At 70.2% G+C, this 24,952-nt stretch carries 18 protein-coding genes; 13 read left to right on the top strand and 5 right to left on the bottom strand.

The features are described 5' to 3' along the window. The first annotated feature begins 77 nt into the window (after positions 1-77). Together QBJ89_RS03180 and QBJ89_RS03185 are read left to right on the top strand one after the other, a co-directional pair. Complete coding sequence (locus tag QBJ89_RS03180; protein WP_277979093.1) at positions 78-2,006, top strand: NPCBM/NEW2 domain-containing protein; 1,929 nt, start codon at positions 78-80, stop codon at positions 2,004-2,006. Between the two features lie 489 nt (positions 2,007-2,495). Further along, positions 2,496-5,210, top strand: a complete 2,715-nt coding sequence (locus tag QBJ89_RS03185) for a TonB-dependent receptor (RefSeq protein WP_277979094.1) — start codon at positions 2,496-2,498, stop codon at positions 5,208-5,210. 93 nt (positions 5,211-5,303) lie between these two features. Here the strand turns inward: QBJ89_RS03185 and QBJ89_RS03190 are convergent, their stop codons facing one another. Both QBJ89_RS03190 and QBJ89_RS03195 read right to left on the bottom strand, forming a co-directional pair. Then, positions 5,304-6,533 (bottom strand): dipeptidase, encoded by a 1,230-nt coding sequence (locus QBJ89_RS03190; RefSeq protein WP_277979095.1) that lies wholly within the window; start codon positions 6,531-6,533, stop codon positions 5,304-5,306. Then, positions 6,530-7,219, bottom strand: a complete 690-nt coding sequence (locus QBJ89_RS03195) for a helix-turn-helix domain-containing protein (protein ID WP_277979096.1) — start codon at positions 7,217-7,219, stop codon at positions 6,530-6,532. The genes QBJ89_RS03190 and QBJ89_RS03195 overlap by 4 nt, the downstream gene beginning before the upstream one ends. 115 nt (positions 7,220-7,334) lie before the next feature. Between QBJ89_RS03195 and QBJ89_RS03200 the strand changes: the two genes are divergently transcribed. From QBJ89_RS03200 to QBJ89_RS03235, 8 genes are all read left to right on the top strand, one after another. Continuing rightward, positions 7,335-9,311, top strand: a complete 1,977-nt coding sequence (locus QBJ89_RS03200) for a serine hydrolase domain-containing protein (RefSeq protein ID WP_277979097.1) — start codon at positions 7,335-7,337, stop codon at positions 9,309-9,311. Further along, on the top strand, positions 9,311-10,300 hold the full coding sequence (locus tag QBJ89_RS03205; protein WP_277979098.1) for a dipeptide epimerase: 990 nt from the start codon (positions 9,311-9,313) through the stop codon (positions 10,298-10,300). Before QBJ89_RS03200 ends, QBJ89_RS03205 begins: the two co-directional genes overlap by 1 nt. Then, complete coding sequence (locus QBJ89_RS03210) at positions 10,297-11,568, top strand: peptide MFS transporter (protein WP_277979099.1); 1,272 nt, start codon at positions 10,297-10,299, stop codon at positions 11,566-11,568. The genes QBJ89_RS03205 and QBJ89_RS03210 overlap by 4 nt, the downstream gene beginning before the upstream one ends. Before the next feature lie 65 nt (positions 11,569-11,633). After that, positions 11,634-13,946, top strand: a complete 2,313-nt coding sequence (locus QBJ89_RS03215) for a TonB-dependent receptor (protein WP_277979100.1) — start codon at positions 11,634-11,636, stop codon at positions 13,944-13,946. Between the two features lie 2 nt (positions 13,947-13,948). Then, positions 13,949-15,004, top strand: coding sequence for a DUF1611 domain-containing protein (locus QBJ89_RS03220; RefSeq protein ID WP_431522499.1), 1,056 nt, complete (start codon positions 13,949-13,951; stop codon positions 15,002-15,004). Beyond that, entirely contained in the window at positions 14,992-16,110 is a 1,119-nt protein-coding gene (locus QBJ89_RS03225; protein ID WP_277979101.1) for a hypothetical protein, read from the top strand. The genes QBJ89_RS03220 and QBJ89_RS03225 overlap by 13 nt, the downstream gene beginning before the upstream one ends. Further along, the gene (locus tag QBJ89_RS03230) at positions 16,107-17,675 is read left to right on the top strand and encodes a serine hydrolase (RefSeq protein WP_277979102.1); all 1,569 of its coding nucleotides are present in this window, start codon (positions 16,107-16,109) and stop codon (positions 17,673-17,675) included. The genes QBJ89_RS03225 and QBJ89_RS03230 overlap by 4 nt, the downstream gene beginning before the upstream one ends. Positions 17,676-17,685: 10 nt before the next feature. Further along, entirely contained in the window at positions 17,686-19,644 is a 1,959-nt protein-coding gene (locus tag QBJ89_RS03235) for a serine hydrolase domain-containing protein (protein WP_277979103.1), read from the top strand. Here the strand turns inward: QBJ89_RS03235 and QBJ89_RS03240 are convergent. Continuing rightward, positions 19,634-19,864: a hypothetical protein gene (locus tag QBJ89_RS03240; protein WP_277979104.1), complete on the bottom strand. Its 231-nt coding sequence runs from the start codon at positions 19,862-19,864 to the stop codon at positions 19,634-19,636. The two genes, QBJ89_RS03235 and QBJ89_RS03240, sit on opposite strands and share 11 nt — an antisense overlap. Here QBJ89_RS03240 and QBJ89_RS03245 point away from each other — a divergent pair. Genes QBJ89_RS03245 through QBJ89_RS03255 form a run of 3 tightly spaced genes read left to right on the top strand, consistent with a single transcriptional unit; the run spans position 19,863 to position 22,206 of the window. Then, positions 19,863-19,997, top strand: a complete 135-nt coding sequence (locus QBJ89_RS03245; RefSeq protein WP_277979105.1) for a hypothetical protein — start codon at positions 19,863-19,865, stop codon at positions 19,995-19,997. The genes QBJ89_RS03240 and QBJ89_RS03245 overlap by 2 nt on opposite strands. Then, positions 19,994-20,455 carry an Lrp/AsnC family transcriptional regulator gene (locus tag QBJ89_RS03250; protein WP_223012013.1) on the top strand — a complete coding sequence of 154 codons (462 nt, stop codon included), beginning with the start codon at positions 19,994-19,996 and terminating at the stop codon, positions 20,453-20,455. The genes QBJ89_RS03245 and QBJ89_RS03250 overlap by 4 nt, the downstream gene beginning before the upstream one ends. Before the next feature lie 23 nt (positions 20,456-20,478). Continuing rightward, positions 20,479-22,206, top strand: a complete 1,728-nt coding sequence (locus QBJ89_RS03255) for an N-acyl-D-amino-acid deacylase family protein (protein WP_277979106.1) — start codon at positions 20,479-20,481, stop codon at positions 22,204-22,206. Between the two features lie 72 nt (positions 22,207-22,278). On the opposite strand, the gene QBJ89_RS03260 is transcribed toward QBJ89_RS03255, so the two are convergent. Together QBJ89_RS03260 and QBJ89_RS03265 are read right to left on the bottom strand one after the other, a co-directional pair. Continuing rightward, positions 22,279-22,674 carry a DUF4174 domain-containing protein gene (locus QBJ89_RS03260; protein ID WP_277979107.1) on the bottom strand — a complete coding sequence of 132 codons (396 nt, stop codon included), beginning with the start codon at positions 22,672-22,674 and terminating at the stop codon, positions 22,279-22,281. 238 nt (positions 22,675-22,912) lie between these two features. Then, the gene (locus QBJ89_RS03265) at positions 22,913-24,952 is read right to left on the bottom strand and encodes a beta-L-arabinofuranosidase domain-containing protein (protein ID WP_277979108.1); all 2,040 of its coding nucleotides are present in this window, start codon (positions 24,950-24,952) and stop codon (positions 22,913-22,915) included.

Consider the following 24,952-nt stretch of genomic DNA (forward strand, 5'->3'; position numbering starts at 1 on the left):
CGAGCAGGTGTCATCTCCGGCCTGTTTCCGCGCCGGAGAGAAAATCTATGATGTGGCGAACAGCGAGGTTCCGTCCGATGCGCCTGCCGACCCTGTCCCTTGCCGCACTTGCCGCCGTGCTCGCCGGTCCTGCCGCGGCCGCGCCGGACCCGCTTGCTCCGACCGGGCGCTGGTCGGCGCCCGAGCACGCCGCGGCGCGCACGCCGCCGATGGGATGGAGCTCGTGGAACGCCTTCCGCACCGAGGTGGACGAGGAAAAGGTGCTTGGCGCCGCGCAGAAGCTGGTCGACAGCGGGCTGGCCAAACTCGGCTACCGCTATGTCAACGTCGACGACGGCTGGTGGCTCAAGCGCCGTACCGGCGACGGGCGGCTGGTGATCCGCACGCGCATCTTTCCCTCCGCCGCGGTCGGCGGCGGCGACAGCAGCTTCCGTCCCTTCACCGACCGGCTGCACGCCATGGGGCTCAAGGCCGGGCTATACAGCGACATCGGGCGCAACGCCTGCTCGCAGGCCTATGACCTGCACTCGCCCAACCTGCCCGAGGGCACGGCGGCGGAGCGCGAGGTCGGTCTCTATGGCCATGTCGACCAGGACGTCGCGCTCTACTTCGGCGACTGGGGCTTCGACTATCTCAAGGTCGACGCCTGCGGGATCAACGTCTACGCGCCCGGCGCGCCGGTGGTGGTGCAGAACGGCTATCGCGCCTTCCCGCCGCTGATCGACCAGGCCTCGATCAACCGCACCGACGTGGCGCAGGTGCGCTCGCTCTATGCCGCCGTCGCCGCGGCGATCGCACGCTATCGCCCCGACGGCGAGTCGATCCTCGCACTGTGCACCTGGGGCAGCGCGGACGTGCGCCGCTGGGGCAAGGAGGTCGGCCAGATGTGGCGCACCAGCCAGGACATCACGCCGCACTGGACTCGCATGCTCCACTCGTTCGACAGTGCGTCGACCCGCGCGCTCTACGCCAAGCCCGGCGCCTGGAACGATCCCGACATGCTGTTCATCGGGCAGGGCGATTTCGACGCCAGCCATCTCACCGAAGCGCGCACGCATTTTGCGCTGTGGGCGATCATCAACGCGCCGCTGTTCATCGGCTACGACTTGCGGCAGGCGCCGGAGAGCCTGATGAAGATCTGGGGCAATGCCGATATCGTGCGGGTCAACCAGGATCCGGGCGGGCACCAGGGTGTGATCGCCTACGTCTCGGATGACGTGCAGACGATCGTCAAGACTTTGAGCAACGGCCACAAGGCGGTGGTGCTGCTGAACCGCGGGCTGGCCCCGGCCGAGATGAACCTCACCGCCGCACAGCTCAAGCTCGCGCCCGATGCCCCGATCACGCTGCGCGACCTATGGAGCGGTCGAACGCTCGCGCCCTTCACCGGCGAGACGAGCTTCACGCTGGCGCCGCGCGAGAGCCGCGTCTTCGAGGTGAGCGGCACGCGGCGGCTGAGCGACGGCATGTACCTCTCCGAGGTACCCGGCAACGTCAACGTCGCGGTCGATGGAGTGGTCGCGCCCGAGCCTGACCCGGTGGTCCACCGCATGACGGGGCAGTGGAGCGGGACGCGCGACACCGGCGAGCGCCCGACCTACGCCGGCTGGGGCGGCGCGCAGGCCGATGCCACGCCGTACGACCAGACGCTGCAGGTCGCGGGGCGCAGCTATGACACCGGCATCGGCGTGCTGGCGCAGTCGCGGCTCGAGGTGCGCGCGCACGGCGCCGAGCGGTTGGAGGCGCTGGTCGGCGTCGACGATTCCACCCGCGACACGCGCGATGCTGCCGAGTTCCTGGTCTACGGCGACGGCCGGCTGCTCGCGCGCTCCGGCGCCATGCGCTTCGGCATGGCGGCGCGCCCGCTGCGCGCCGAGCTGCGCGGCGCACGTGTGGTCGAACTGGTCACGCGCAAGGTCGGGCGCGCCACCGACCTGCCGCTCGTCACGACATGGGCCGAAGCCGCGCTGCGTGGTGGTGGGGAGGGGCTCGCGCCGCGGCGGTAGAATATCCGCTCCCTGGGGTGACCGAGCTGGTCGACGTCGCGCCTTCTCAGGGCGATGGTCGTGCGCCGCTTTGGCTTCCTGTGCGCCTTCGAGGCTCCGCGTTCGGTGTGGGCCTGTCCCAAGGATCGCTTTCCCAATTGCCGCCACTTCTCCCTAGGCTGGATCAACCGAGGAGGCGCGGGTGCCGCACGTTTGTTGCGCAGCCGTTTGCGTCGGCATCACGTTCCGATTTGATTCGCAATCTTTCGCTTCTTTTCTAATTGACTGCTATATTGCGTACGCGATAGCACAGCGAAAGAAAGCGCGCTGGTGATAATGCGCGATCGGCTCGATGGGGTGGAGGGCGAAGTGTCCTTGATCCGCGCTCCTCGAATGAGCGACCGAGCAGAAGGCAGGATCGCTGCTTGGCCAGGCGGCGCCGGTAACGCGCCGCACGAGCAGCGACGTCTGCGTGACGAACAACGATGTAAAACGAAAGAGGGGGCTAACATGAAGAGCTGTGCATACCGCCGACTGCGTCGAACCCTCCTGATCGGTAGCGCCATCGTCTCGGCCGGCGCCGGCGCCGGCGCCGGTGCGCAGGCGCAGACGATTGGCGCCAACGCGCCCACTGATGGCGCCGAAGTCGCGCCCTCGGACGCCGAGGGCGCCGACGTCGTCGTCACCGGCCTGCGCGCCGGCATCGAGCGCTCGCTCGCCGACAAGCGCCGCTCGATCTCGGTCGTCGACGTGATCTCGGCGCAGGACATCGGCAAGTTCCCCGACAACAATCTGGCGGAATCGCTTCAGCGCGTGCCCGGCATCACGATCGACCGCTCGGTCAACGGCGAGGGGCAGACGATCAACCTGCGCGGCCTCGGCCCGCAGTTCACGCGCAGCGAGATCAACGGCGGCACCGCGCTCAACGGCTTCGACTTCAGCGTGCTCGCCCCCGAGCTGTTCGCCAAGGTCACCGTGGAGAAGTCGCCGACCGCCAGCACCGTCGAGGGCGGGCTCGCCGGCACGATCCTGCAGGAGACGCCCAAGCCCTTCGACATTCCCGGGCTTCGCGTCACCGCGACCGGCGGCGTCACGATCGGACAGAAGGGCAAGGCGATGCCGCGCCTGTTCGGGCTCGTCAGCCAGAACTGGGACGACCGCTATGGCATCACCGTCGCCGCGGCCTATTCGAAGACGGACTTCCGCACCAATGAGGTCGATTTCGGTCCCTGGGTGGCGTTCCGCAACATCGCCTCGGCCGACGTGCTCGCCACCGCGCCGGCGACGCTGCTCGACGCCGCCACGCCGCGCACCACTGCCTTCTACAGCTACCAGCAGAAGCGCGAGAATCTCGGCGTCACCGTCGCCGGGCAGGCGCGCCCGACCGAGCGGCTCGAGCTGACCGCCGACTTCCTCTACGCGCGGCGCAAGGGGACGCAGATCGACGATCGCCCCGACGCGCCGATCGAGGGGACCAGCTTCTTCGCCGACGGCACCAGCTCGCCGGGCAACCAGGCGCCGACCGACTATGTGATCGACAATGGCGCGGTCACCCAGGCGACCTTCCGCAACATCCAGAACCGCGTCGGCTACAGCTACCAGCCGCAGGAGAACAAGGTCTACCAGGGTACGCTGCGCGCCAAATGGGAGGCGGCGGACCATCTGACGATCACGCCCGGCTTCAGCTACGCGCACCAGCGCTCGAGCAATGAGCTCGACCTCTACTCCTTCGCCGCCTACGGCGCCGACGTGACCTATCGCGTCGCCGGCGACGTGCCGCAATTTTCCTCGACCGCGACCGACTTCAGCAGTAACCCCGATCGCTTCGGCTACAACGTCTTCATCTTCAACCGCGCGGTGAACACGATCGATGAGTACGTTGGCCGCGTCGACGCGACCCGCGAGTTCGAGGGCGTGCCCGGCCTCACCAGCGTCCAGGCCGGCGCGCGCTACACCCACCGCACCTCGCGCCAGCAGGCGCGCAACGTCGGGCTGTACAACGGTGCCGAGCTGCTCGGCGCGAGCCCGCTCGGCCTCGGTGCGTTCGCCGCCACGCTGCCGTTCAGCGTGCGCAACGCGACCACGCCGGACCGCATCCTCTCGGTCGATCGCGAGAAGCTGATCCAGACGATCTACCCGGGGCTGGACCCGTTCACGTCGGACCAGTTCGCGACCGATCCGCAGGGCGACCAGCTCAATTCCTTCCAAGTGGTGGAGCAGACCTACGGCGGTTACCTTCAGGGCAACTTCACCATGGGCGCGCTGTCGGTCAACGCCGGGCTGCGCGTGATCGTGACGGACACGTCGTCGGACGGCTTCGGACTGATCGATACCGAGCTGACGCCGAGCAACGTCGACGCGCGCTACACGAACTTCCTGCCGGCCATCAACGCGCGCTGGGAAGTCGCGCCCAACATGCTGATCCGCGGCACCTACTCGCGCGCGATGACGCGCCCGACGCTCGATCAGCTGAGCCCCGCGACGACGATCAACTCGGGGCCGCGCACCGGCAACCGCGGCAATCCCAACCTGCGTCCATATTTGGCCGACCAGGAAGATCTCGGCTTCGAGTGGTATTTTCATCCGGGCGCGCTGCTGACGATCAACGGCTTCGCCAAGCAGATCGGCTCGCTGATCTCGCAGACGACCGTGTCGGAGTTGGCCAGCTTTCCCGATCAGGAAACCGGGCTGCCGACCAGTGGCATCGTCGCCTTCACCCAGCCCACCAACGGCGACAGCGCGACGATCCACGGTCTGGAGGCCGGGCTGCAATCGCCCTTCTTCTTCCTGCCCGGCGCGCTGAGCTACTTCGGCACGATCCTCAACTTCACTTATGCCGAAAGCAAGGCCAGCGTGCGCAGCGCCGACGGCGTGTCGCGCACCACGCCGTTGCCGGGCCTATCGAAGAAGAGCGCCAATGCGGTGCTCTATTATGATCATGCCGGGATCGACGCGCGGCTCGCTTACGCCTGGCGCAGCGCCTATCTGCGCGACGACAACGTCGGGCGGCAGTTCGGCGCCGAGCGCTACGTCCGCGACTACGGGCAGCTCGATCTGTCGGTGAACGCCTTCGTCACGCGCAACGTCCAGCTCGGCTTCAACGTCAACAACCTGCTGGATACGCAGCGCAAGGAGTATATCCTGATCGGCAGCGGTGCGGAGCTGCCCGCCAGCTTCCTTGAGCAGGAGCGCCGCTTCGTCCTAACCGCTCGCCTGATCATGTAACCGCGGCGAGCGCGACGACGGGCCGGCGTTGCGTTGCGCGCGCCGGCTGGCCGCGCGTCGATCTTCTCGGTTGCCGGAACCCGTCGACCTCGATCACTGCCGCGACGTGAGCTGCGCCTTGACCCGCTCGGCGCCCTCCATCACGCGCAGCACGTTTCCGCCCGCCAGTTTGGCGACGTCGGCGTCGGACCAGCCGCGGCGCATCAGCTCGGCGAGCAGCGCGGGATAGGTCGATACGTCGCCGAGCCCCTTCGGCAAGGTCGCGCCGACGCCGTCGAAGTCGGAGCCGAGCCCGACGTGATCGACGCCCGCCACCTTGGCAACGTGGACGATATGATCCGCCACCTGCGCCAGCGTCACCGTCGGCGCGGGATGCGCGCGGAGCCAGGCGGCGTAATCCGCCGCCGCCTTGTCCGGCTGGCCGATGTCGAGGCCGTTGTACGGCGGCGAGTTGAGCCGCGCCTTTTCGGCGAGCGAGTCGGCGGACCAGCGGCGATAGGCGTCGGCGACATAGCCCGGCGCATAGTCCACCATCACCACGCCGCCGTTGCGCGCGACCAGCCGCAGCACGTCGTCCGAGACGTTGCGCGGGTGGTCGTTGAGCGCGCGCGCGCCCGAGTGCGAGAAGATCACCGGCGCGCGCGTTACCGCCAGCGCATCGCGCATCACCTTCTCGCTGACATGCGACAGGTCGACCAGCATGCCGAGGCGGTTGAGCTCGAGCACCACCTTCCGCCCGAACTCGGTAAGCCCGTCGTGACGCGGGTCGTCGGTGGCGGAATCGGCCCAGTCGATCGTGCGCGAGTGGGTGAGCGTAAGATAGCCTGCGCCCAGCGCGGCATAAGCACGCAGCACCGAGAGGCTACCGTCGATCTGGCCGCCACCTTCCACGCCGATGAGGCAGGCGATCCGCCCGGCGGCGTGCGCGCGGCGCACGTCGGCGGCGGTGCGCGTCAGCGCGAACGTGTCGGGATAGCGGTCGGCGAGCGAGCGGACCAGGTCGATCTGCTCGAGCGTCTGTTCCACCTGCTCCTTGCCGGGCAGGTCTGGCGACACCCACACCGACCAGAACTGCCCGCCGACCAGCCCGCGCCGCAGCCGCGCAATATCGGTGTTGTAGGCGGGGTCGCTCGCGCCGAGGTCGCGCAGGTCCATTGTCCAGCGCTTCTCGCCCTCGCGCTCGCGCAGCGCCTCGGGCCAGTCGTTGTGGCCGTCGATCAGCGGCGTCGCCTTGAGCACGCGCGCCACGCGCGCGTCATAGTCCTGCGCGGCGGCGGGCGTGGCGGCGAGCAGCGCCGCGGCGGCGAGCAGCGCGGCCTTCAACGGACGCGCCCGCTGCGGCGCGGCGGCGCGGGCGCGTCATTCTCATTCTCCGCGCCCGCGCCGCGCTGGCCGTGATGGAGCGTCAGCAGTGATTCCATCAGTTCCTCCTCGGCGCTCGACATCACCGCCAGCACCTCCGCCTCCTCGCAGCCGGTCGCGGCGAGATAGGCATGCCCCATGCTCGAATCGATGTAGATCGCCTGGCCGGGCTCGAGCGTCACCGGATCGTAGAATTCGGTCTGCACCTCGACGCGTCCGCTCAGCACGTACAGGAATTCCTCGCCCGAGTGGCGCACCAGCTCGCCAAACTGCTCGGCCGAGCGCGCGCGGATCTTGGTGATCACCGGAATCATCCGTTTCCGCCGCAGCTCGGTGCAGAGATAATAATAATCGTAGTTGGGCGTCTCCACGCGCACCGAATGCGCCACGTCGCCGAGGCTGCGCCGCGCGGTGACCGGCTGCGCCGCTTCCTCGCCCTCCTCGGCGAACAGATCGGTCATCCGCATGCCGAGCCGCCGCGCGAGCGCCTGCAACTTGTCGTAGGTGAGCGTCAGCCGGTCGTGCTCGATTTTGGAGAGGGTCGAGACCGGGATGCCGGACTTCGCACTCATCTCCTTGAGCGTCCAGCCCTCGCGCGCGCGCAGCCCCTTCAGGAGCGCGCCCAGGGTCGGGGGCGATGTCGGCAAAGCGGCGTCCTCCTGAGGCCATTGACGAAGCGCCTAAACAGGATAACGTTGTCCTGATCAGGATGATACCTGAGGATAGCGACAAGCGGAGGCGGCGGCAATGGGGACGGGACGGATGCTCGCATGGCTGTCGGCGGCGCTGGGCGCAGCCGCGTTCGCAACACTCGCACCAGCGCAGGCGCCGGAGAAACCGGGGGCGCCGGTGCTGGCGCAGCCAGCCGCGCCCGCCGCGCCGACCGCCACGCGCGCGCTCACCGCGGAGGACGTCACCGCCTGGCTCGACGGCTACATGCCTTATGCGCTGCACAGTGGCGACATCGCGGGCGCGGTGGTCACGGTGGTGCGCGACGGCCGGGTGATCGCGGCGCGCGGCTACGGCTATGCCGATATCGCGAAGCGCCGCCCGGTCGACCCCGACCTCACCTTGTTCCGCCCCGGCTCGGTCTCGAAGCTTGTCACCTGGACCGCGGTGATGCAGCAGGTCGAGGCAGGCAGGATCGACCTCGACGCCGACGTCAACCGCTACCTCGACTTCGCCATCCCGGCCTATCGCGGCGCACCGGTCACGATGCGCCAGATCATGACGCACACCGCTGGCTTTGAAGAGGCCAACAAGAAGCTGATCACCTACGACGTCGGTGACGTCGAGCCGATCGGCGCTTATCTCAAGCGCCACGTCCCCGCGCGGGTCTATGCGCCCGGCACCACCCCGGCCTATTCGAACTGGGCGACGACGCTGGCGGCCTATGTGGTCGAGCGCGTCAGCGGCACGCGCTTCGACGATTATGTCGAGCAGCGCATCTTCCGCCCGCTCGACATGCGCACCGCGAGCTTCCGCCAGCCGCTGCCGCCGCGGCTGCGCGCGTTGGTGGCGCAGGGCTATCCGCTCGGCTCGGGCGCGCCCAAGCCGTTCGAGATCGTCGTGCCCGGCCCTGCGGGTTCGCTCTCCGCCTCCGGGCTCGACATGGCCAAGTTCATGATCGCCCACCTCGACGGCGGGCGCGGCGTGCTGCGCCCCGAGACCGCGGCGCTGATGCATGAAAGCCCGCTTGCCAAGGTGAACCCGCGCTCGCTGATCCCGCCGCTCAACCGCATGGAGCTGGGTTTCTTCGAGACCAACATCAACGGCCGCCGCGTGATCGCGCATCTGGGCGACACCAACCAGATGCACACCTCGCTCCACCTCTTCCTGGCGGAGCGCACCGGGCTGTACGTCTCGTTCAACTCGGCCGGGCGCGAGGGCGCGGCGCATGTCGTGCGCGGCCAGCTGTTCCAGGATTTCGCCGACCGCTATTTCCCCGGCGCGACGCTGCCGGCCGGGCGCGTCGATGCAGCCACCGCGCGCCAGCACGCGGCGGCGCTGGCCGGCCATTGGCAGGTCAGCCGCTCGTCCTTCACCAACTTCGTCGATATCCTCAACCTCTTCGGCCAGGCCGAGGTGGGCGCCGACGCGCAGGGTCGGCTGGTCATTCCGTCGGTGAAGGGCGCCAATGGCGTGCCCATCGCCTGGGTCGAGGTCGCGCCTTATGTCTGGCGCGACCCGGCGGGGCACGACCGGCTGGCGGCGCAGCTGGTCGACGGCCGACCGGTGCGGTGGAGCTTCGACCTGGTCTCGCCGTTCATGATGTGGGACCGCGCACCCGCGTACCGCGACGCCGCCTGGCTGCTGCCTGCGCTCTACGCCAGCCTCGCGGTGCTGCTGCTGACACTGCTGTTCTGGCCGGCGAACTGGTACCTGCGCCGGCGCTATCAGGCCGCCGCGCCGCGCGCCGGCGCGCCGCTGCGCACGGCGCGTGCGGCGCGGGTGATGGCGCTGGCGGTGCTGCTGGTGCTCGGTGGATGGTTCTGGCTGATCTCGGTGCTGTTCGGCGACACCGCGCCGGGCGACGCCTGGCTGACGCTGCTGCAGCTTGCGAGCATCGTCGTGTTCGTCGGCGCGGTAGGCATCGCGGGCTGGAACGCCGTTGTGACGCTGCGCGGCGATCGGCCGTGGACGCGCAAGCTGTGGGCCGTGCTACTGCTGCTCGCCACCCTGGTGGTGCTGTGGGTCGCCGCGGTCTTCCACCTGCTCGCCCTGACGGTGCATTACTGATGCTGCGGCTGGCCACCGAGACCGCGACGCTGCGGCTGGCGCAACCCTTCCGCATCTCCGGCTATGTCTTCGAGACCGCCGAGGTGCTGGTTGTCACGCTCGACGACGGCACCCACCAGGGGCGCGGCGAGGGCGCCGGCGCTTACTATCTGGACGACGATCTCTCGAACATGCTGTCGGAGGTGGAGGCGGCGCGCGCGGCGATCGAGGCGGGGCCGACGCGGGCGCAGCTGCGCGCTGTGATGCCCGCGGGCGGCGCGCGCAACGCGGTCGACGCGGCGCTGTGGGAGCTCGAGGCGCGGCGCAGCGGCACGCCGGTGTGGCGGCTCGCGGGGCTGGCCGAGCCGCCGCGCCCGATCGTCACCACCTTTACCGTCAGCGCGGACACGCCCGCGGCGATGGCGGCGGTGGCGCTTGGCTATGCGCAGGCGCGCTCGATCAAGGTGAAGCTGACCGGCGAGCTGGCGCTGGATCTCGCGCGCGTCGCCGCGATCCGTGCCGCGCGCCCCGACGTGTGGCTCGGCGTCGACGGCAACCAGGGCTTCGCGCGCGCCGAGCTCGACGCGCTGGTCGCGGGCCTGCTGCCGCACCGCGTGTCGCTGCTCGAGCAGCCGCTCGCGCGCGGCGCCGAGGCCGAGCTCGACGGCTATCGCTCCGCCATCGCGATCGCGGGCGACGAGAGCCTGCTGACGCTCGATGACGTGGCGGGCGCGGTGGGGCGGTTCGACGTCGTCAACATCAAGCTCGACAAGTGCGGCGGGCTTACCGAGGGGCTGCTGATGGCGGCCGAGGCGCGCCGGCTCGGGCTGGGCGTGATGGTGGGGACGATGATCGGCACCAGTCTCGCCACCGCGCCGGGCTTCGTGCTGGGCCAGCTCGCCGACCTGGTCGACCTCGACGGCCCGACCTTCCTCGCGGAAGATCGCGCGCCCGGCGTGCGCTACGACGACGGCCTGCTCTACGCCGGTCCCGAGCTGTGGGGCGGGTGAGCGCCGCCGCGCCGCCCGCGCCGACCTGGTTCGGTCAGCCGCGCGGGCTGACGGTGCTGTTCCTCACCAACATGTGGGAGCAATTCTCCTACTATGGGATGCGCGCGCTGCTGGTCTATTACATGACCAAGCAGCTGATGCTGGGGCAGGCGCAGGCCTCGCTGATCTACGGCGCCTACACCGCTTGCGCCTATTTCACGCCGATCCTGGGCGGCGTGATCGCCGACCGGCTGCTCGGCAAGAAGCGCGCGATCGTGCTGGGCGGTTCGATCATGGCGCTAGGCCATTTCATGATGGCGTTCGAACCGCTCTTCTACGTCGCGCTGGTGACGATCGCGCTCGGCAACGGGCTGTTCCTGCCGAGCCTGCCGAGCCAGATCGACGACCTCTACGCGCCGGGCGACCCGCGCGTCGGCTGGGCGTACAACGTCTATTACGTCGGCGTGAACATCGGCGGCTTCCTCGCGCCCTTGCTGTGCGGGACGCTGGGCGAGCTGTACGGCTGGCATTACGGCTTCGGCGCGGCCGGCGTCGGGATGGTGGCGGGGCTGGGGATCTATCTCGGGGGGCAGCGCTATCTGCCCGCCGCACGCGCAGCCCCGGGGCGGCCGATCGCGCCGCGCGGCCGCTTCACGCGCGAGGTGGCGCTGCTGCTGATCGCGGTGGCGCTGTGCGTCACCGTCTTCCGCGCCGCTTATGAGCAGGTCGGCAATACCCTCGCGCTCTGGGCCGACACCGGGGTCGATCGCCGCGCCGGCGCCGCGATTGTGCCGATGACCTGGTTCCAGTCGCTTAACCCGCTGTTCGTGATGGCGATGACCCCGCCGCTGCTGGCACGCTGGCGGCGCCGCGCCGAGCGCGGCGGCGCCGAGCGGCCGGTGCGGCGCATGGCGGTGGGTGCGCTGATCGTCGCGGGCGCCTACCTTCTGCTCGCCGCGCTGGCGGCGCGCGGGGGCGCGTCGCATTGGCTGTGGCTCGCGTTGTTCTTCGCGCTGCTCACCCTCGGCGAGCTGCACATCCTGCCGACCGGGCTGGGCCTGTTCGCGCGGCTCGCGCCCGCCGGGCTTCGCGCGACAACCGTGGCGGCCTGGTACCTCGCCACCTTCGCGGGCAGCCTTGCCGCCGGGCTGGTCGGCACCGCCTGGACCGCGCTCGGGCACGGCGCCTTCTTCCTGCTGCTCGCCGGACTGGCCACGCTGGCCGCGGCGCTGCTGGCGGCGGTCGATCCAGCGTCGGTGGCCGTCATTCGCGACGGCACAAAGCGATGATTCCGGTTGACTATTCTCTGATCAGGCCACTAGCATCCTGATCAGCAAAACATGGGGGAAGAACGATGAAGGGCATTCGTCGTAGCGCATCAGTCGCCAGCGCACTGGCCCTCTTCCTCGGCGGCGCTGCCGCGGCGCAGCAGGCCGTGGCGCCCGACGCGATCCCGCCGGACCGCGAGACAGCCCAGGTCGGCGACATCATCGTCACCGCGCAGAAGCGCGAGCAGGTCCTGTCCGAGGTGCCGCAGTCGATGTCGGTGCTGGGCGGCGAGGCGCTCGAGCAGCGCCAGGCGCGCACCATCGCCGATTATGCCGCGCTGGTGCCCGGCCTGTCGTTCGAATCGGGCAATCCCGGCCAGACGCGCGTCGTGCTGCGCGGCATCAACGCCGGGGGCGCCAGCCCGACCGTCGCGGTCTACCTTGACGACACGCCGTTCGGCTCGAGCACCGGCCAGACCAATGGCGCGACGCTGGCGGGCGATTTCGACACGTTCGACATCGAGCGGCTGGAGGTGCTGCGCGGGCCGCAGGGGACGCTGTACGGCGCCAACTCGCTCGGCGGCGTGGTCAAATATGTCACCGTCGCGCCCAAGCTGGGTGAGTGGGAGGCGCGCGGGCAGGGCGGCGCCGAGATGGTGCGCGACGGCGGCACCGGATATTACGGCAACGCGGTGGTCAACGTACCGCTCGGCGACGCGGTGGCACTGCGCGCGAGCGGCTTCTACCGTCGCACCGCGGGCTATATCGACGCGATCGGCATCGCCGACGACGACGTCAATCGTGCACGCAGCTACGGCGGCCGCGCCTCGCTGCTGCTCAAGCCGAGCGAGCGGCTGTCGCTGCGGCTCACCGCGGTGCTGCAGAACATCGATGTCGACTCACGCAACGCCTTCGACGCCGATCCGGGGACGCTGCGGCCGATCACCGCCGACCCGTTCACCGGCGCCAGCACGGGTGGGCGCGAAGTCCGCTACCAGCTCTTTCCCGACCGTAATCAGGTAAACTATCGCCTGTACACCGGCACGCTCGACTATGACCTGGGGTTCGCCAGCTTCACCTCGGTGACGAGCTACAGCCGCCAGGTCGCGACCGACCGCAGCGACGTGTCGTACAATGCGGTGGGCGAGGGCGTGACGCTGGCGCAGGCCGCGTCCGCGGGGGTGTATGGCGTCGCCCCCGACGCGTACGGCATCTATTATCCCAATCGCTCGACGCAGAAGAAATTCACCCAGGAAGTGCGGCTGGCATCCACCGCCACGGCAACGCTGGAGTGGCTGGTCGGCGGCTATTACACGCGCGAGCCGGGGCAGCTGTATCAGCGCTATTTCCCCTTCGACACCGCGACCGGCCGCCCGATCACGCCGGTGCCGGAAATTCCCGGGTTCAACGGCCTGGTGCTCGCGCAGCTCGACTCGACCTACAAGGAATATGCCGGTTTCGGCAGCGCCACCCTGCACCTTACCGAGAAGTTCGACCTCACCGCGGGCGGGCGCTACAGCCACAACGACCAGCGCACCACGCAGACGCTCGACGGCGCGCTGTTCGGCGGACCGTCGCAGAACCGCGCCACCTCGAAGGAAGGCGTGTTCACCTGGTCGGTCGCGCCACGCTACGCCTTCGCGCCGCACAGCGAGGTCTACGCGCGCGTCGCCAAGGGCTATCGCCCGGGCGGCCCCAACGTCGTGCCCCCCGGCGCCGGCCCCGACTATCCCACGCAGACCGATGCCGACACGCTGATGAGCTACGAGGCGGGCATCCGCGCCGAGACCGCCGACCGCACGTTCGGCATCGACCTGTCGGGCTATTATCTCGACTGGGACAAGACCCTGATCGTGGCGACCTTCCAGACCGACGCAGGGCCGATCTCGGCCGACGCCAACGGCAAGGGCGCGCGCAGCTACGGCGTCGAGGCGACCGCGACGCTGCGCCCGACGCGCGGCTTCACCGTGACCACCACCGTCGCCTACAATCACACGCGGTTGCGCGGCGACACCTCCAACGGCGGACGCGACGGCGACCAGCTCCCGTTCGCGCCGACGTGGAACGCCAATGTCTCGGCCGAGTATAGCTGGGATTGGGACGGCGCGCGTCCCTATGTCGGCGCCGACGTATCGACCGTGAGCGACCGGTTGGGCAATTTCGACGCCGCTTATCGTGACGTCTACGGCCGGCGCGTGAGCTTCGACGGCTATACCACCGCCAGCCTGCGCGCGGGCGTGTCGCTGGGGCGGTTCGACCTGTCGGTCTATGCGCGCAACGTCGCGGACTCGCGCGGGCTGGTATCGGCGGGCACCTTCCAGACGCGCCCCAACGGCGGGATCGAGGTGAGCCCGATCCAGCCGCGCACGATCGGCGCGACGCTCGGCGTCGGGTTCTGATCGTGCGCGACGCTCCCGCTGCCGCGACGCCGCCCTCCCCCCGCGCGGTGCACGCGCTGGCGGCGCCGTACCTGCTGTTCCTCGGCGACGCGACCGAGCGGGGCTTCGCCAAGACCGCGCTGGGGCTGCGCGACTGGGCGGGGGACAGATGCCTCGCCGAACATGCGCTGCCCGCCGCGACCGTCTCCACCGGCCTGCCGCGGATGACCCCCGCCGAGGCCGCTGCGGCGGGAGCACGCTCGATGGTGATCGGGGTCGCCAATCAGGGCGGCGTGATCCCCGCTTCGTGGATGCCCGAGCTGATCGCCGCGGCGGAGGCGGGGCTCGACCTCGTCGCGGGACTGCACATGCGGCTGGGCGACATTCCCGCGCTGCGCGAGGCGGCGGCGCGCGCGGGCACGCGGCTAGTCGACGTGCGCGAGCCACCGCCCGCGCTACCGATCGCGACCGGCGCCAAGCGCGCCGGGCGGCGTCTGCTGACGGTCGGCACCGATTGCGCGCTCGGCAAGAAATATACCGCGCTCGCGATCGCGCGCGGGCTGCAGGCGCGCGGGCAGGACGCGACCTTCCGCGCCAGCGGGCAGACCGGCATCATGATCGCGGGCGAGGGGATCGCGATCGACGCCGTGGTCGCCGACTTTGCCGCGGGCGCGGCCGAGCTGCTGAGCCCCGCGGGGTCGCCGACCCACCTCGATGTGATCGAGGGGCAGGGTTCGCTGTTCCACCCCTCTTACGCCGCGGTCTCGCTGGCGCTGCTCCATGGTAGCCAGCCCGATCTGTTCGTCGTCTGCCACCAGCCCATGCGCGCGCAGATCCTCGGCACCCCCGGCTACCTGGTGCCGTCGATCGAGGCGGTGATCGAGCAGACGATCGCGGTCGGGCGGCTGACCAACCACGCGATCCGCTGCGCCGGGGTCAGCCTCAACACCGCGGGCATGGTGGAGGAAGAAGCGGAGGCGGCGATCGCGCGTACCGCCGCGCGGCTGGGCCTGCCCGCGGCCGATCCGATCCGCGGCGGCCCTCCCTTCGAGCGGCTGCTCGACGCATGCGCGGCCTGAGCCCCGCCGCGGCCGACCGCTTCCGGCGGTACGTGCTGCCCGGGCTCGCGTTCAAGGCGGTGGTGATCGGCGGCGGATATGCCACCGGGCGCGAGCTCGCCGAATTCTTCCTGCCCGCGGGCGCCTGGGGCGGCGTGCTCGCGATGGCGCTGGCGACGCTGATCTGGGGCCTTGTCGCGGCGGCTACCTTCCGGCTCGCGCATGCGATCGGCGCGCGCGACTATCGCACCTTCTTCCAGGCGCTGCTGGGGCGCTATTGGGTGCTATTCGAGGCCGCTTACGCCCTGTTCGTCGTGGTCGTGCTCGCGGTGTTCGGCGCCGCCGCGGGGGAGATCGGCGCGGCGACGCTGGGGCTGCCTCCAACGGCGGGAACGCTGGCGCTGCTCGCCGGCATCACCGCCTGCGTCGCCTGGGGCAATGCCGGGGTCGAGCGCGTCTTCCTCTGGGTCTCGGTGCTGCTCTACGCTACTTACGCGCTGTTCCTGCTGCTCGCGCTAACGAGCATGAGCGACCGCATCGCCGATGCCTTTGCCGCGGCGGGGCCGCCCGCACCGGGCTGGGCGCTCGGCGGACTGACCTATGCGGGCTACAACATCGTCGGCGCGGTGATCGTGCTGCCGGTGACGCGCCACTTCCGCTCAGGCCGTGACGCGGTGATCGCGGGCGCGCTGGCGGCGCCGCTGGCGATGCTGCCCGCGCTGCTGTTCTTCGTCACCATGGCGGCCTTCCTGCCCGACATCGCAGGGACGGTGCTGCCATCGGACTATATCCTCACGCGGCTCGGCCACCCGCTGTTCCACCTCGGCTTCCAGCTGATGATCTTCGCCGCGCTGCTGGAGAGCGGCACCGGCGCGGTCCACGCGGTGAACGAGCGGGTCGCGCGCGCGCGTGGCCGCGCGACGCTGTCGCCCGCGGCACGCGCGCTGCTCGCGCTGGCGCTGCTCGCGCCGTGCATGTTGCTCGCCGAGCGCGTCGGCCTCGTCGGGCTGATCGCGGGCGGTTACCGGCTGCTCGCCGCGCTGCTGATCCTGATATACGTCGTGCCGCTGCTGCTGTTCACCCTGACGGGCCGCGGCGTGCCGGCCGAGCCGGAGCCGATCGTATGAGATACGCCGCACCCGTGCTGCTCGCCGCGTTGGCCGCCGCGCCCGCGTTCGCCGCGCCGCCCCGCGGCTTCGACGCGCGCGTCGAGCAGGTGATGCACGCCTCGGGCACGCCGGGCATGGCAGTGGCGATCGTCGAGGACGGCAGGGTCACGCTCGCCAAGGGCTATGGCGTGCGGCGGCAGGGCGCACCCGAGCGGGTCGACGCGAACACCGCCTTTCTGATCGGCTCGACCGCCAAGGCGATGACCGCCGCCGCGATCGCGACCCTGGTCGATGCGCACAAGCTCGGCTGGGACGACCGCGTCGTCGACCATCTCCCCAGCTTCCAGATGTACGATGCCTGGGTCACGCGCGAGATCACGGTACGCGACCTGCTGGTCCACCGCAGCGGGCTCGGGCTCGGCGCGGGCGACCTGCTGTACGTGCCCCGCGGCAGCTATGCGCGTGCCGAGATCGTGCGGCGGCTGCGCTACATCGCGCCCGCGACCAGCTTCCGCAGCGGCTATGCCTATGACAACGTGCTCTACACCGTCGCCGGGCAGTTGATCGAGGCGGTCAGCGGGCAGACGTGGGAAGATTATGTCCGCGCGCACGTGCTCGCCCCCGCGGGCATGGCGGGCGCGACCGGCGAGTTGGCGACCTTCTGGGCGATGCCCAACCGTGCGCTGCCGCACGCGCGCTTCGGCGGAGCGGTGCGCGGCACCGGAGCGATGCGCGGGCTCGACGAGCGCGACCAGCTGCCGCAGGCCGCCGCCCCCGCCGGGCTGATCGCGGCGAGTGCCACCGATATGGCGCGCTGGCTCCAGGTGCAGCTGGGCGGCGGCGTCGCGGCGGACGGCACGCGCGTCTTCTCCGCCGCGGCGGGGCGCGAGATGTGGGCGCCGGTAACGCCGATGCCGATCACGCCGCTGCCCGAGCCGGTCGCGGCGACTACGCCGACCTTCGACGCCTACGCGCTCGGCTGGGAGGTGCGCGACTATTGCGGCGAGCGGATCGTGTGGCACGCCGGCGGGCTGTTCGGCATGACCTCGGTGGTGGTGCTGATCCCTGCGCGCCACGTCGGCTTCGCGATCGAGCTCAACAGCGAGGAAGCCGCGCCGCGGCACGGGCTCATGTGGGAGCTGATCGACCATTATCTCGGCCTCAAGCGGCAGGACTGGCCGGCACGCTTCACGCGCTATCGCGCGCAGCGGATCGCCACGGCCGAGGCGGCGGTGCGCGCCACCGCGGCGGCGCCCGCCAAGGTCGGGCCGTCGCTGCCGCTGGCGCGCTACGCCGGGCGCTATGTCGATCGCTGGTACGGCCCGATCGAGGTCGGCGGCGACGCGTCCGGGTTGACGGTGCGCTTCGTTCCGACGCCGCGCATGGCGGGGCGGCTCGAGCATTATCAGTATGACACGTTCGTCGCGCGCTTCGACGATCCCGCGATCGAGCCCGCCTATCTCACCTTCGCGCTCGATGCCGCGGGCAAGGTGGCGCGAGTGACCGCGCGGCCGGTGTCGCCGATCGCCGATTTCAGCTTCGACTATGCCGACCTGTTGTTCGAGCCCGAGCCCGCGAGGTGAGAGGATGACGATGAAGACGCTTCTGCTGGCGCTGCTCCCCGCGCTGCTGGTCGCCGCGACGCCGGCGCAACGCCCGCCCGTCGCGCCGCCCGCGGCGCCCGCCGACGGCGCCGTCCCGGCGCCCGCCACGCCCGCGACCACGCCGCCGCTCACCGCCGCGGATGTCGGCGCCTGGCTCGACGGCTATATGCCCGCCGCGCTCCAGGCCGGGAAGATCGCGGGTGCGCAGGTCGCGGTCGTCAAGGACGGCGCGATCCTGTTCGAGAAGGGCTATGGCTATGCGGACGTCGCCGCCAAGACGCCGATGGACCCGCGCCGCTCGCTGATGCGGATCGGCTCGACCTCCAAGCTGCTCACCTGGACCGCGGTGATGCAATTGGTCGAGGCGGGCAAGATCGACCTCGACGCCGACGTCAATCGCTACCTCGATTTTCGCATCACGCCGCCCGGGCGCGCGGTGACGATCAACGACCTCATGCAGCATCGCGGCGGCTTCGAGGAGGGGCTCAAGGACCTGCTCGCCAGCGATCCCAAGCTGCTCAAGACGACCGAGCGCTATCTCAAGGAGAATACGCGCCCGTTCCTGTTCAAGCCGGGCGAGGCGCCGGCCTATTCCAACTACGGCGTCGCGCTCGCGGGCTATATCGTCCAGCGCGTCTCGGGCGAGCCGTTCGAGGCCTATGTCGCACGCCATATCACCGGCCCATTGGGCATGGCGCACACCACCTTCGTCCAGCCGCTGCCGCCCGCGCTCGCGCCGCTCGCGGCCAAGGGGTACGACACCAGCGACGGCTCGCCGCACGCTTATGAGCTGGTCGGCACCGCGCCCGCGGGCAGCGTCGCCGCGACCGCGGACGACATGGCGCGCTTCATGCTCGCGCATCTCGGCGGCGGAAGCTACGGCGGCGCGCGGATCCTGCGCCCCGAGACCGTGGCGTTCATGCACCGCCCGCCGGCACCGCCCGTCGCGGGTTTCGACACGATGGCGCACGGCTTCTTCTGGATGCAGCGCAACGGCACGACGGTGATCGGCCATGGCGGCGACACGATCGTCTTCCACACCGACCTCGCGCTGCTGCCCGAGAAGAACGTTGGCCTGTTCATGAGCTTCAGCAGCCGCGGCGAGCGTGACGCGGTCTATGGCGTGCGCGAGCGGCTGTTCGACCTGTTCATGGACCGCTATTTCCCCGCACGCGCCGCGCCGCTGCCGCCCGCGATCGCGTCCGCCGCGGCGGACGCGCGCGCGCTGGCGGGGCATTACGAGAGTTCACGGCGGGTCGAGACCGGCTTCATCAGCCTGTTCTACCTGCTCCAGCAGGACGTGGTGAGCGCCAACGACGACGGCACGATCAGCGTCTCCTCGATCGAGGGCAAGCGCTTTCGCGAGATCGCGCCCGGCCTGTGGCGCGCCGTCGACGGCACGCGGCTGCTGCGCGTGACCGAGCTGCGCGGGCGGCGTACGCTCGTCGACAGCCAAAATCCGGTCGGCGTCCTCCAGGCAGTGCCCGCGGCGCGCAACTCGACGATGTTCCAGACCGTTGCGGGCGTGTCGCTGCTGGTGCTGCTGCTGACCGTGATTGCCTGGCCGGCGGGTTGGTGGATCCGGCGGCGCTACGCCGGACCGCCGGTGGCGAGCGGGCGCGCGGCGCGCGCGCGGCTACTGGTGCGCGTCGCCGCGGTCGCCGACCTCCTCTATGTCGCGGGCTGGTACACGATCGTCGCCCCGATCCTGAGCCAGCAGGTCGACGCCTATAATGCCACGCTCGACGGCATGATCCGGCTGCTCCAGGTCGCCGCGCTGATCCCGATCGCGGCGGCGCTGATCGGCGTGTGGAACCTGGTGGAAGCGTTCCGTGGCGCCTTCGGCTGGGGCGTGCGGCTGCGCGCCACGCTGGTGGCGCTGGCGTTTCTCGGGCTGCTGTGGGTCGCCGCGATGGCGCATCTGATCGGCTGGAGCCTCAACTACTGAGCGTGGCACTCTCCACCAGCACCAGCGCGCGCATCTTGGCGAGGAGCAGCTCTGCGACGCCGGCCTCGAGCCCGCTCACCGCGACGCCGATGCGATACGTGTCGCCGTCGCGCTCGACCGACGCCGCGTCGAAGGCGATCGCGCGCAACGCCAGCAGGTTGAGCACGCGCAGCGGCAGATCGGGCGAGGCCTCGCCGGCGACGAGGAAGTGGACGGTCATGCGGGTGGGCCTCGGTCGGATCGTTGGCGCGCAGGATGGCAGCGGCGCGGCGGAAAAGGTCTCCTCATCCGCACCGCAGACGCTAAGCTGGGGCATGATCCACCGGAAATATACCGGATCGCGGCAGGAATGACCCCGCTCGACGAATATGAGCGCCGCATCCTGCGCGAGTTGCAGCGCGACGGGCAGCAGACCGTCGCCGAGATCGCCGCCAAGGTCGGCCTGTCCGCCTCGCCGTGCTGGCGCCGCATCGACCGGCTCGAGCGCGAGGGCGTGATCCGCGGCCGCGTCGCGCTGGTGGATCGCCGCAAGGTCGGGCTCAGCGCGCATATCTTCGCGCAAGTGCGGCTCAACGCGCACGGGCGCGCCAATCTCGACGAGTTCGCCGACGCGATCCGCGGCTTCCCCGAGGTGCTCGACGCTTATGTGCTGATGGGCACCACCGACTTCATGCTGCGCATCGTCGCGCGCGACATCGACGCGTACGAGCGCTTCTTCTTCGACAAGCTGAGCCGGCTGCCCGGCGTGCAGGAGATCACCTCCACCGTCGCTTTGTCCGAGATCAAATCCACGTCCGAGCTGCCGATCTGACCCGAACCTTCCGAGGAGCCGCCATGAAGCGCCTGTTACCGCTCGCCGCCCTTCTGCTTGCTCCGCTGCCACTGGCAGGCGCCACCGCGCCGCCGCGCTATGACGTGGTGATCCGCGGCGGCACGATCTACGACGGCACGGGCGGCGCGCCCTTCGTCGGCGACGTCGCGATCGCCGGCGACCGCATCGCGGCGATCGCGCCGCGCATCGCGGGGCGTGGCGCGACCGAGCTGGACGCGCGCGGCAAGGCGGTGTCACCCGGCTTCGTCAACATGCTCGCGCACCCGGAGGAAAGCCTGCTGGTCGACGGCCGCGCGCTGTCGGACCTCACGCAGGGTGTCACGCTGGAGGTGATGGGCGAGTTCTCGATGGGGCCGCTCAGCGCGGCGATGCAGCGTGATATGGTCAAGGAGCAGGGCGACGTCCGCTTCCCGGTCACCTGGAGGACGCTGGGCGGCTATCTCAATGGGCTCTCGCGCCGCGCGATCGCACCGAATGTCGCCTCCTTCGTCGGTGCGGGCACGGTGCGGGAGGCGGTGCTCGGCGCCGACGACGTCCAACCCACGCCGGCGCAGCTCGAGCAGATGCGCGGGCTGGTGCGCGCGGCGATGGAGCAGGGCGCGCTCGGGCTGACCGACATGCTGATCTACACGCCCGCCACCTTCGCCAGGACGCCCGAGCTGATCGCGCTGGCCAAGGTGTCGGCGGCGTGCGGGGGGATCTACACCGTCCATATGCGCAGCGAGGGCGACCGGCTGGAGGAGGGCGTGGCGGAGACGATCGCGATCGCCGAGGCGTCGGGCGCGCCCGCCGAGATCTACCATTTCAAACAGGCCGGGCGCGACAATTGGGGCAAGATCGACCGCGTCATCGCGACGATCGACGCGGCGCGCGCGCGCGGCGTGCGCGTCTCCGCCAACATGTACACCTATACCGCCGGCGCCACCGGGCTCGACGCAGCGATGCCGCCCTGGGTGCAGGCGGGCGGTCTCGACGCCTGGATTGCGCGGCTGAAGGATCCGGTGACGCGTGCCAAGGTCGCCGCCGCGATGCGCGAGCCGCATCCGAAGGACTGGGAGAATCTGCTCGCCGGCGCAGGCGCGGAAGGGACGCTGCTGCTCGGCTTCAAGAACCCGAAGCTCAAGCCGTTGGCGGGCAAGACGCTGGCCGCGGTGGCGCGCGAGCGCGGGAAGTCGGCCGAGGAGACCGCGATGGACCTTGTGGTCGAGGACGGCTCACGCGTCGGCATCGCCTATTTCCTGATGAGCGAGGACAATGTGCGCAAAGCCATCCGCCAGCCGTGGATGAGCTTCGGCTCGGACGAGGCCGCGCCCGCGCCCGAGGGTGTGTTCCTGCGTACGAAGGATCATCCGCGCGCCTACGGCAATTTCGCGCGGCTCCTCGGCCACTATGTCCGTGACACGCACGACCTGACGCTGGTCGAGGCGGTGCGGCGGCTGACCAGTTTGCCGACCGACCATCTCGCGATCACGGACCGCGGTCGGCTGCGCGCCGGGCAGTTCGCCGACGTCGTGGTGTTCGACCCCGCGACGATCGCCGACCGCGCGACCTATGAGCAGCCGGCGCGATTGGCGACGGGTGTCAGCACCGTCTTGGTCAACGGACGATTCGCGTTGCGCGACGGTCGAGCGACGGGCGCCCACACCGGGCGCGTGGTGCGAGGCCGCGCCTACCGCAGCGGTGGGGGAGGCGGTTGCCGCGCCGCGGCAGCGGACTGGCGATGGTATTAAGCTCGCGCTGGCGCGGAAAACACCGTCCGCGGAGCGAGGATAAGACGCCTCGAGGCGCTGCCCCGATCACGGTCACCGACGTTCTTGGCGTCGCATGGGCATCGCGTCGATCGTCTCTTCGAGGAGGGTCGCGGAGATCGGGCGTGTCTGGCGGAGCTTGGTGCCGCCGTCCTTGCCGATCAGGAGCGTCGAAAAGCCGTCTGGTGGAAGGCGAAAGCGTCTCCTCAGGCTTGCCGCTGCATCACTTGCGCCTGTCACCCGCTCGCCCACGACCTCGACCACCGTCACGTCGCGCTCCGCAGCCGCTTCTCTCCATCGTGCGATGATCCGTCGCTGTTGCTGATGCTTTGGATCCTGCTCGTGGGAGGCGGCGACGAGCAGCACGCGCTGCTGCCACCGCATCGCCGCGATGCTGGAAGGAGCCGCTGCCGCCAGCGACAAGGCGATGAGCAGTTTGGATGCCATCATGTAACCGCAACGCGCTGGCGCTCATGACGTTTCGCCTGGCCGGGAAGGGACGCTTCGCGGCGGGATGGAGGACGTCAGATGATCGCAGCCATATCGCTGGCCTCGATCGCGGCGCTGGCGTCACAGGCCGATCCGGGCGGTACGACACGACGCACCCGTGGCGCGGCCGGTGAAGGAGAAATCGGTCCGTCGGCGCGAGGGACGGAGCCGGCCGCAGCCGATGAGGCATGATCGCGGCTCAGCCGACATCCCGCGAAGGAGCGCCGGCCGGGAAGGCCGTGATGCGAAGCTTGGGCGCGCCATAGGGGATCAGGACGATCGTCCGAGCGTCGCCTGACGGTTCGACCGTCGCCGGTGGGGGCGCCGCCGCACCGTCGACGATGTCCCAGCCACTGACGGGCACCAACCGCATCGACAGGACGACTGCGGGAGACCGTCGCGAGAACGGGACCGGTCCGACCGCGCGCTCGATCCGCTCGATCGAGGGGTCACCTGTCACGCCGAACGCCCAGCGACTTGCCGGACGAATCTCCCAGTCCGCCGTGAGCCCGCGCCGGCGCACCTTGGTCCACTTCTCCTCGATCGGCAGCGCGAACACGAGCGCACCGTCCTCGAAGCTGGTCCAACCTTCCGGGGTCACCACTGCGCGCGGGCGGCTGGTGAAGGCGAGTTCGATGCGATCGCCGGCACGCCACTCGCGCTCGATGCGCACGAACCCCCCGTCGGGTAGCACGGACTGTGCTGCGCCGTTGACGAGGACGGTCGTCTGCTGGGACCAGCCCGGGACTCGCAGCCGGATCGGGAAGGTCAACGGTCGGGCGGGCTCCACCGCGATGTCGATGGCGTGGCGGAAGGGATAGTCGGTCTCCTGCCGCAACGTGACGGGCACGTCACGCACCCGCGTCGCGACGGTGCAGGGCGCGTAGAGCGTCGCCGCCAGCCCGCCATCGACCGAGGCCATCCACAGGTGCGTCGTCAGCTTGGGCCAGCCCTGGTGAAAGTTGGCGGTGCAGCAGCCGAAATGCGGCTCCAGCCCGAACATGTTCGATTCCGGCCCGTTGGTCGTCCACGGTCCGGGACCGTGGACGCATCGCACCTGATTGGGCTGCTGGTCGTATTGGTGCGCCCACATGTCGTCGGTGAAGGTGGCGGGCAGCGCATTATAGGCCAGCCGCTCGATTCGGTCGGCCAAGCCCGCGTCGCCGGTGATCGCCAGCGCTTGCTCGAGCGAGTACATCGCCTCGACGATCGCGCACAGCTCGACGCCCTGGCTCGGGCTGCGCCCGGCGAGATGCTCGTCGGCCGAGTAGATACCGATCGGCAGCCCGTGGTAGCGGTCGAGCGCGCCGAGCTGGCGCTGGATCGCGGCGCGATCCGCCGCGTCGCCGGATACCACCGACCAGACCGGCGAGACCTTGAGCGCCTGCGCGTTGTTGACGCCGTGGACCGACAATGCCGGGTCCTTGAGCCCCTCGGGCACCTCGCCGGGGATGTCGGGCTTGTCGAGCCCGATCGCCTGTTTGCTGGTCTTGGTGCGATAAGGGTAGTCGGCGAACAGCCCTTGCCAGTCATAACCCTGCCGCTTGAGCAGCGCTGCGAGCTCCAGCAGCGAGGCATCGCCGGTGCGATTGTACAGCCAGATCACCGAGACGAGCTGGTCCTGCCACCGGAACTTGCCCCAGTCCTTCAGCGGGCGTGCGGGCAGCGCCTTCAGCTGGTGCGCGAAATAGGCGGTCATCAGCCCGAGCACGCGCGGGTCGCCGGTGAGCTCGTGATATTGCGTCAGCACCTTGAGCATCACCATACGCGGCCACCAATCGTCGTTGCTGGCGGGGCCGAACATGCCGTCGGGGCGCTGGCTCGCCAGCGTCCACTCGACGAAGCGCTGCGCCTTGGCCTTGAGCGCGGGGTCGTCGAGCTGCCACGCCAGCGGCAGCAGTCCGTCGACGAAATAGGGGCCACGTTCCCAGCTCTCGCCGGTGCCGCCGAGCCAGCCGCTGTTGGCGCCGACGTCGGGCCAGGTCTCGTCGAGCCGCCCGCCCATGCCGCGCGCCTGGATCTCGAGCTGGCGGCGCAGCCAGCCAGCCGGGCGGATCGCGCCGGTGGGCAGCGGCTGGAACGGCTGCGGCGCGAGCGGCGCGCGGTTCTGCGTCAGCGGCGCGGCGCCGGCCACGGCGCGCGGCGCGGCGTGGAGCGGGGCAACCTTCGCGATGCCAGCGAGCGCCGCGCTGGCGGTGGTGGCGCGGAGCAGGGCGCGGCGGCTGATCGAATAAGCCAT

Origin of the sequence: Sphingomonas phyllosphaerae (assembly GCF_029623345.1) — a bacterium.
Taxonomy (GTDB): domain Bacteria; phylum Pseudomonadota; class Alphaproteobacteria; order Sphingomonadales; family Sphingomonadaceae; genus Sphingomonas; species Sphingomonas phyllosphaerae_C.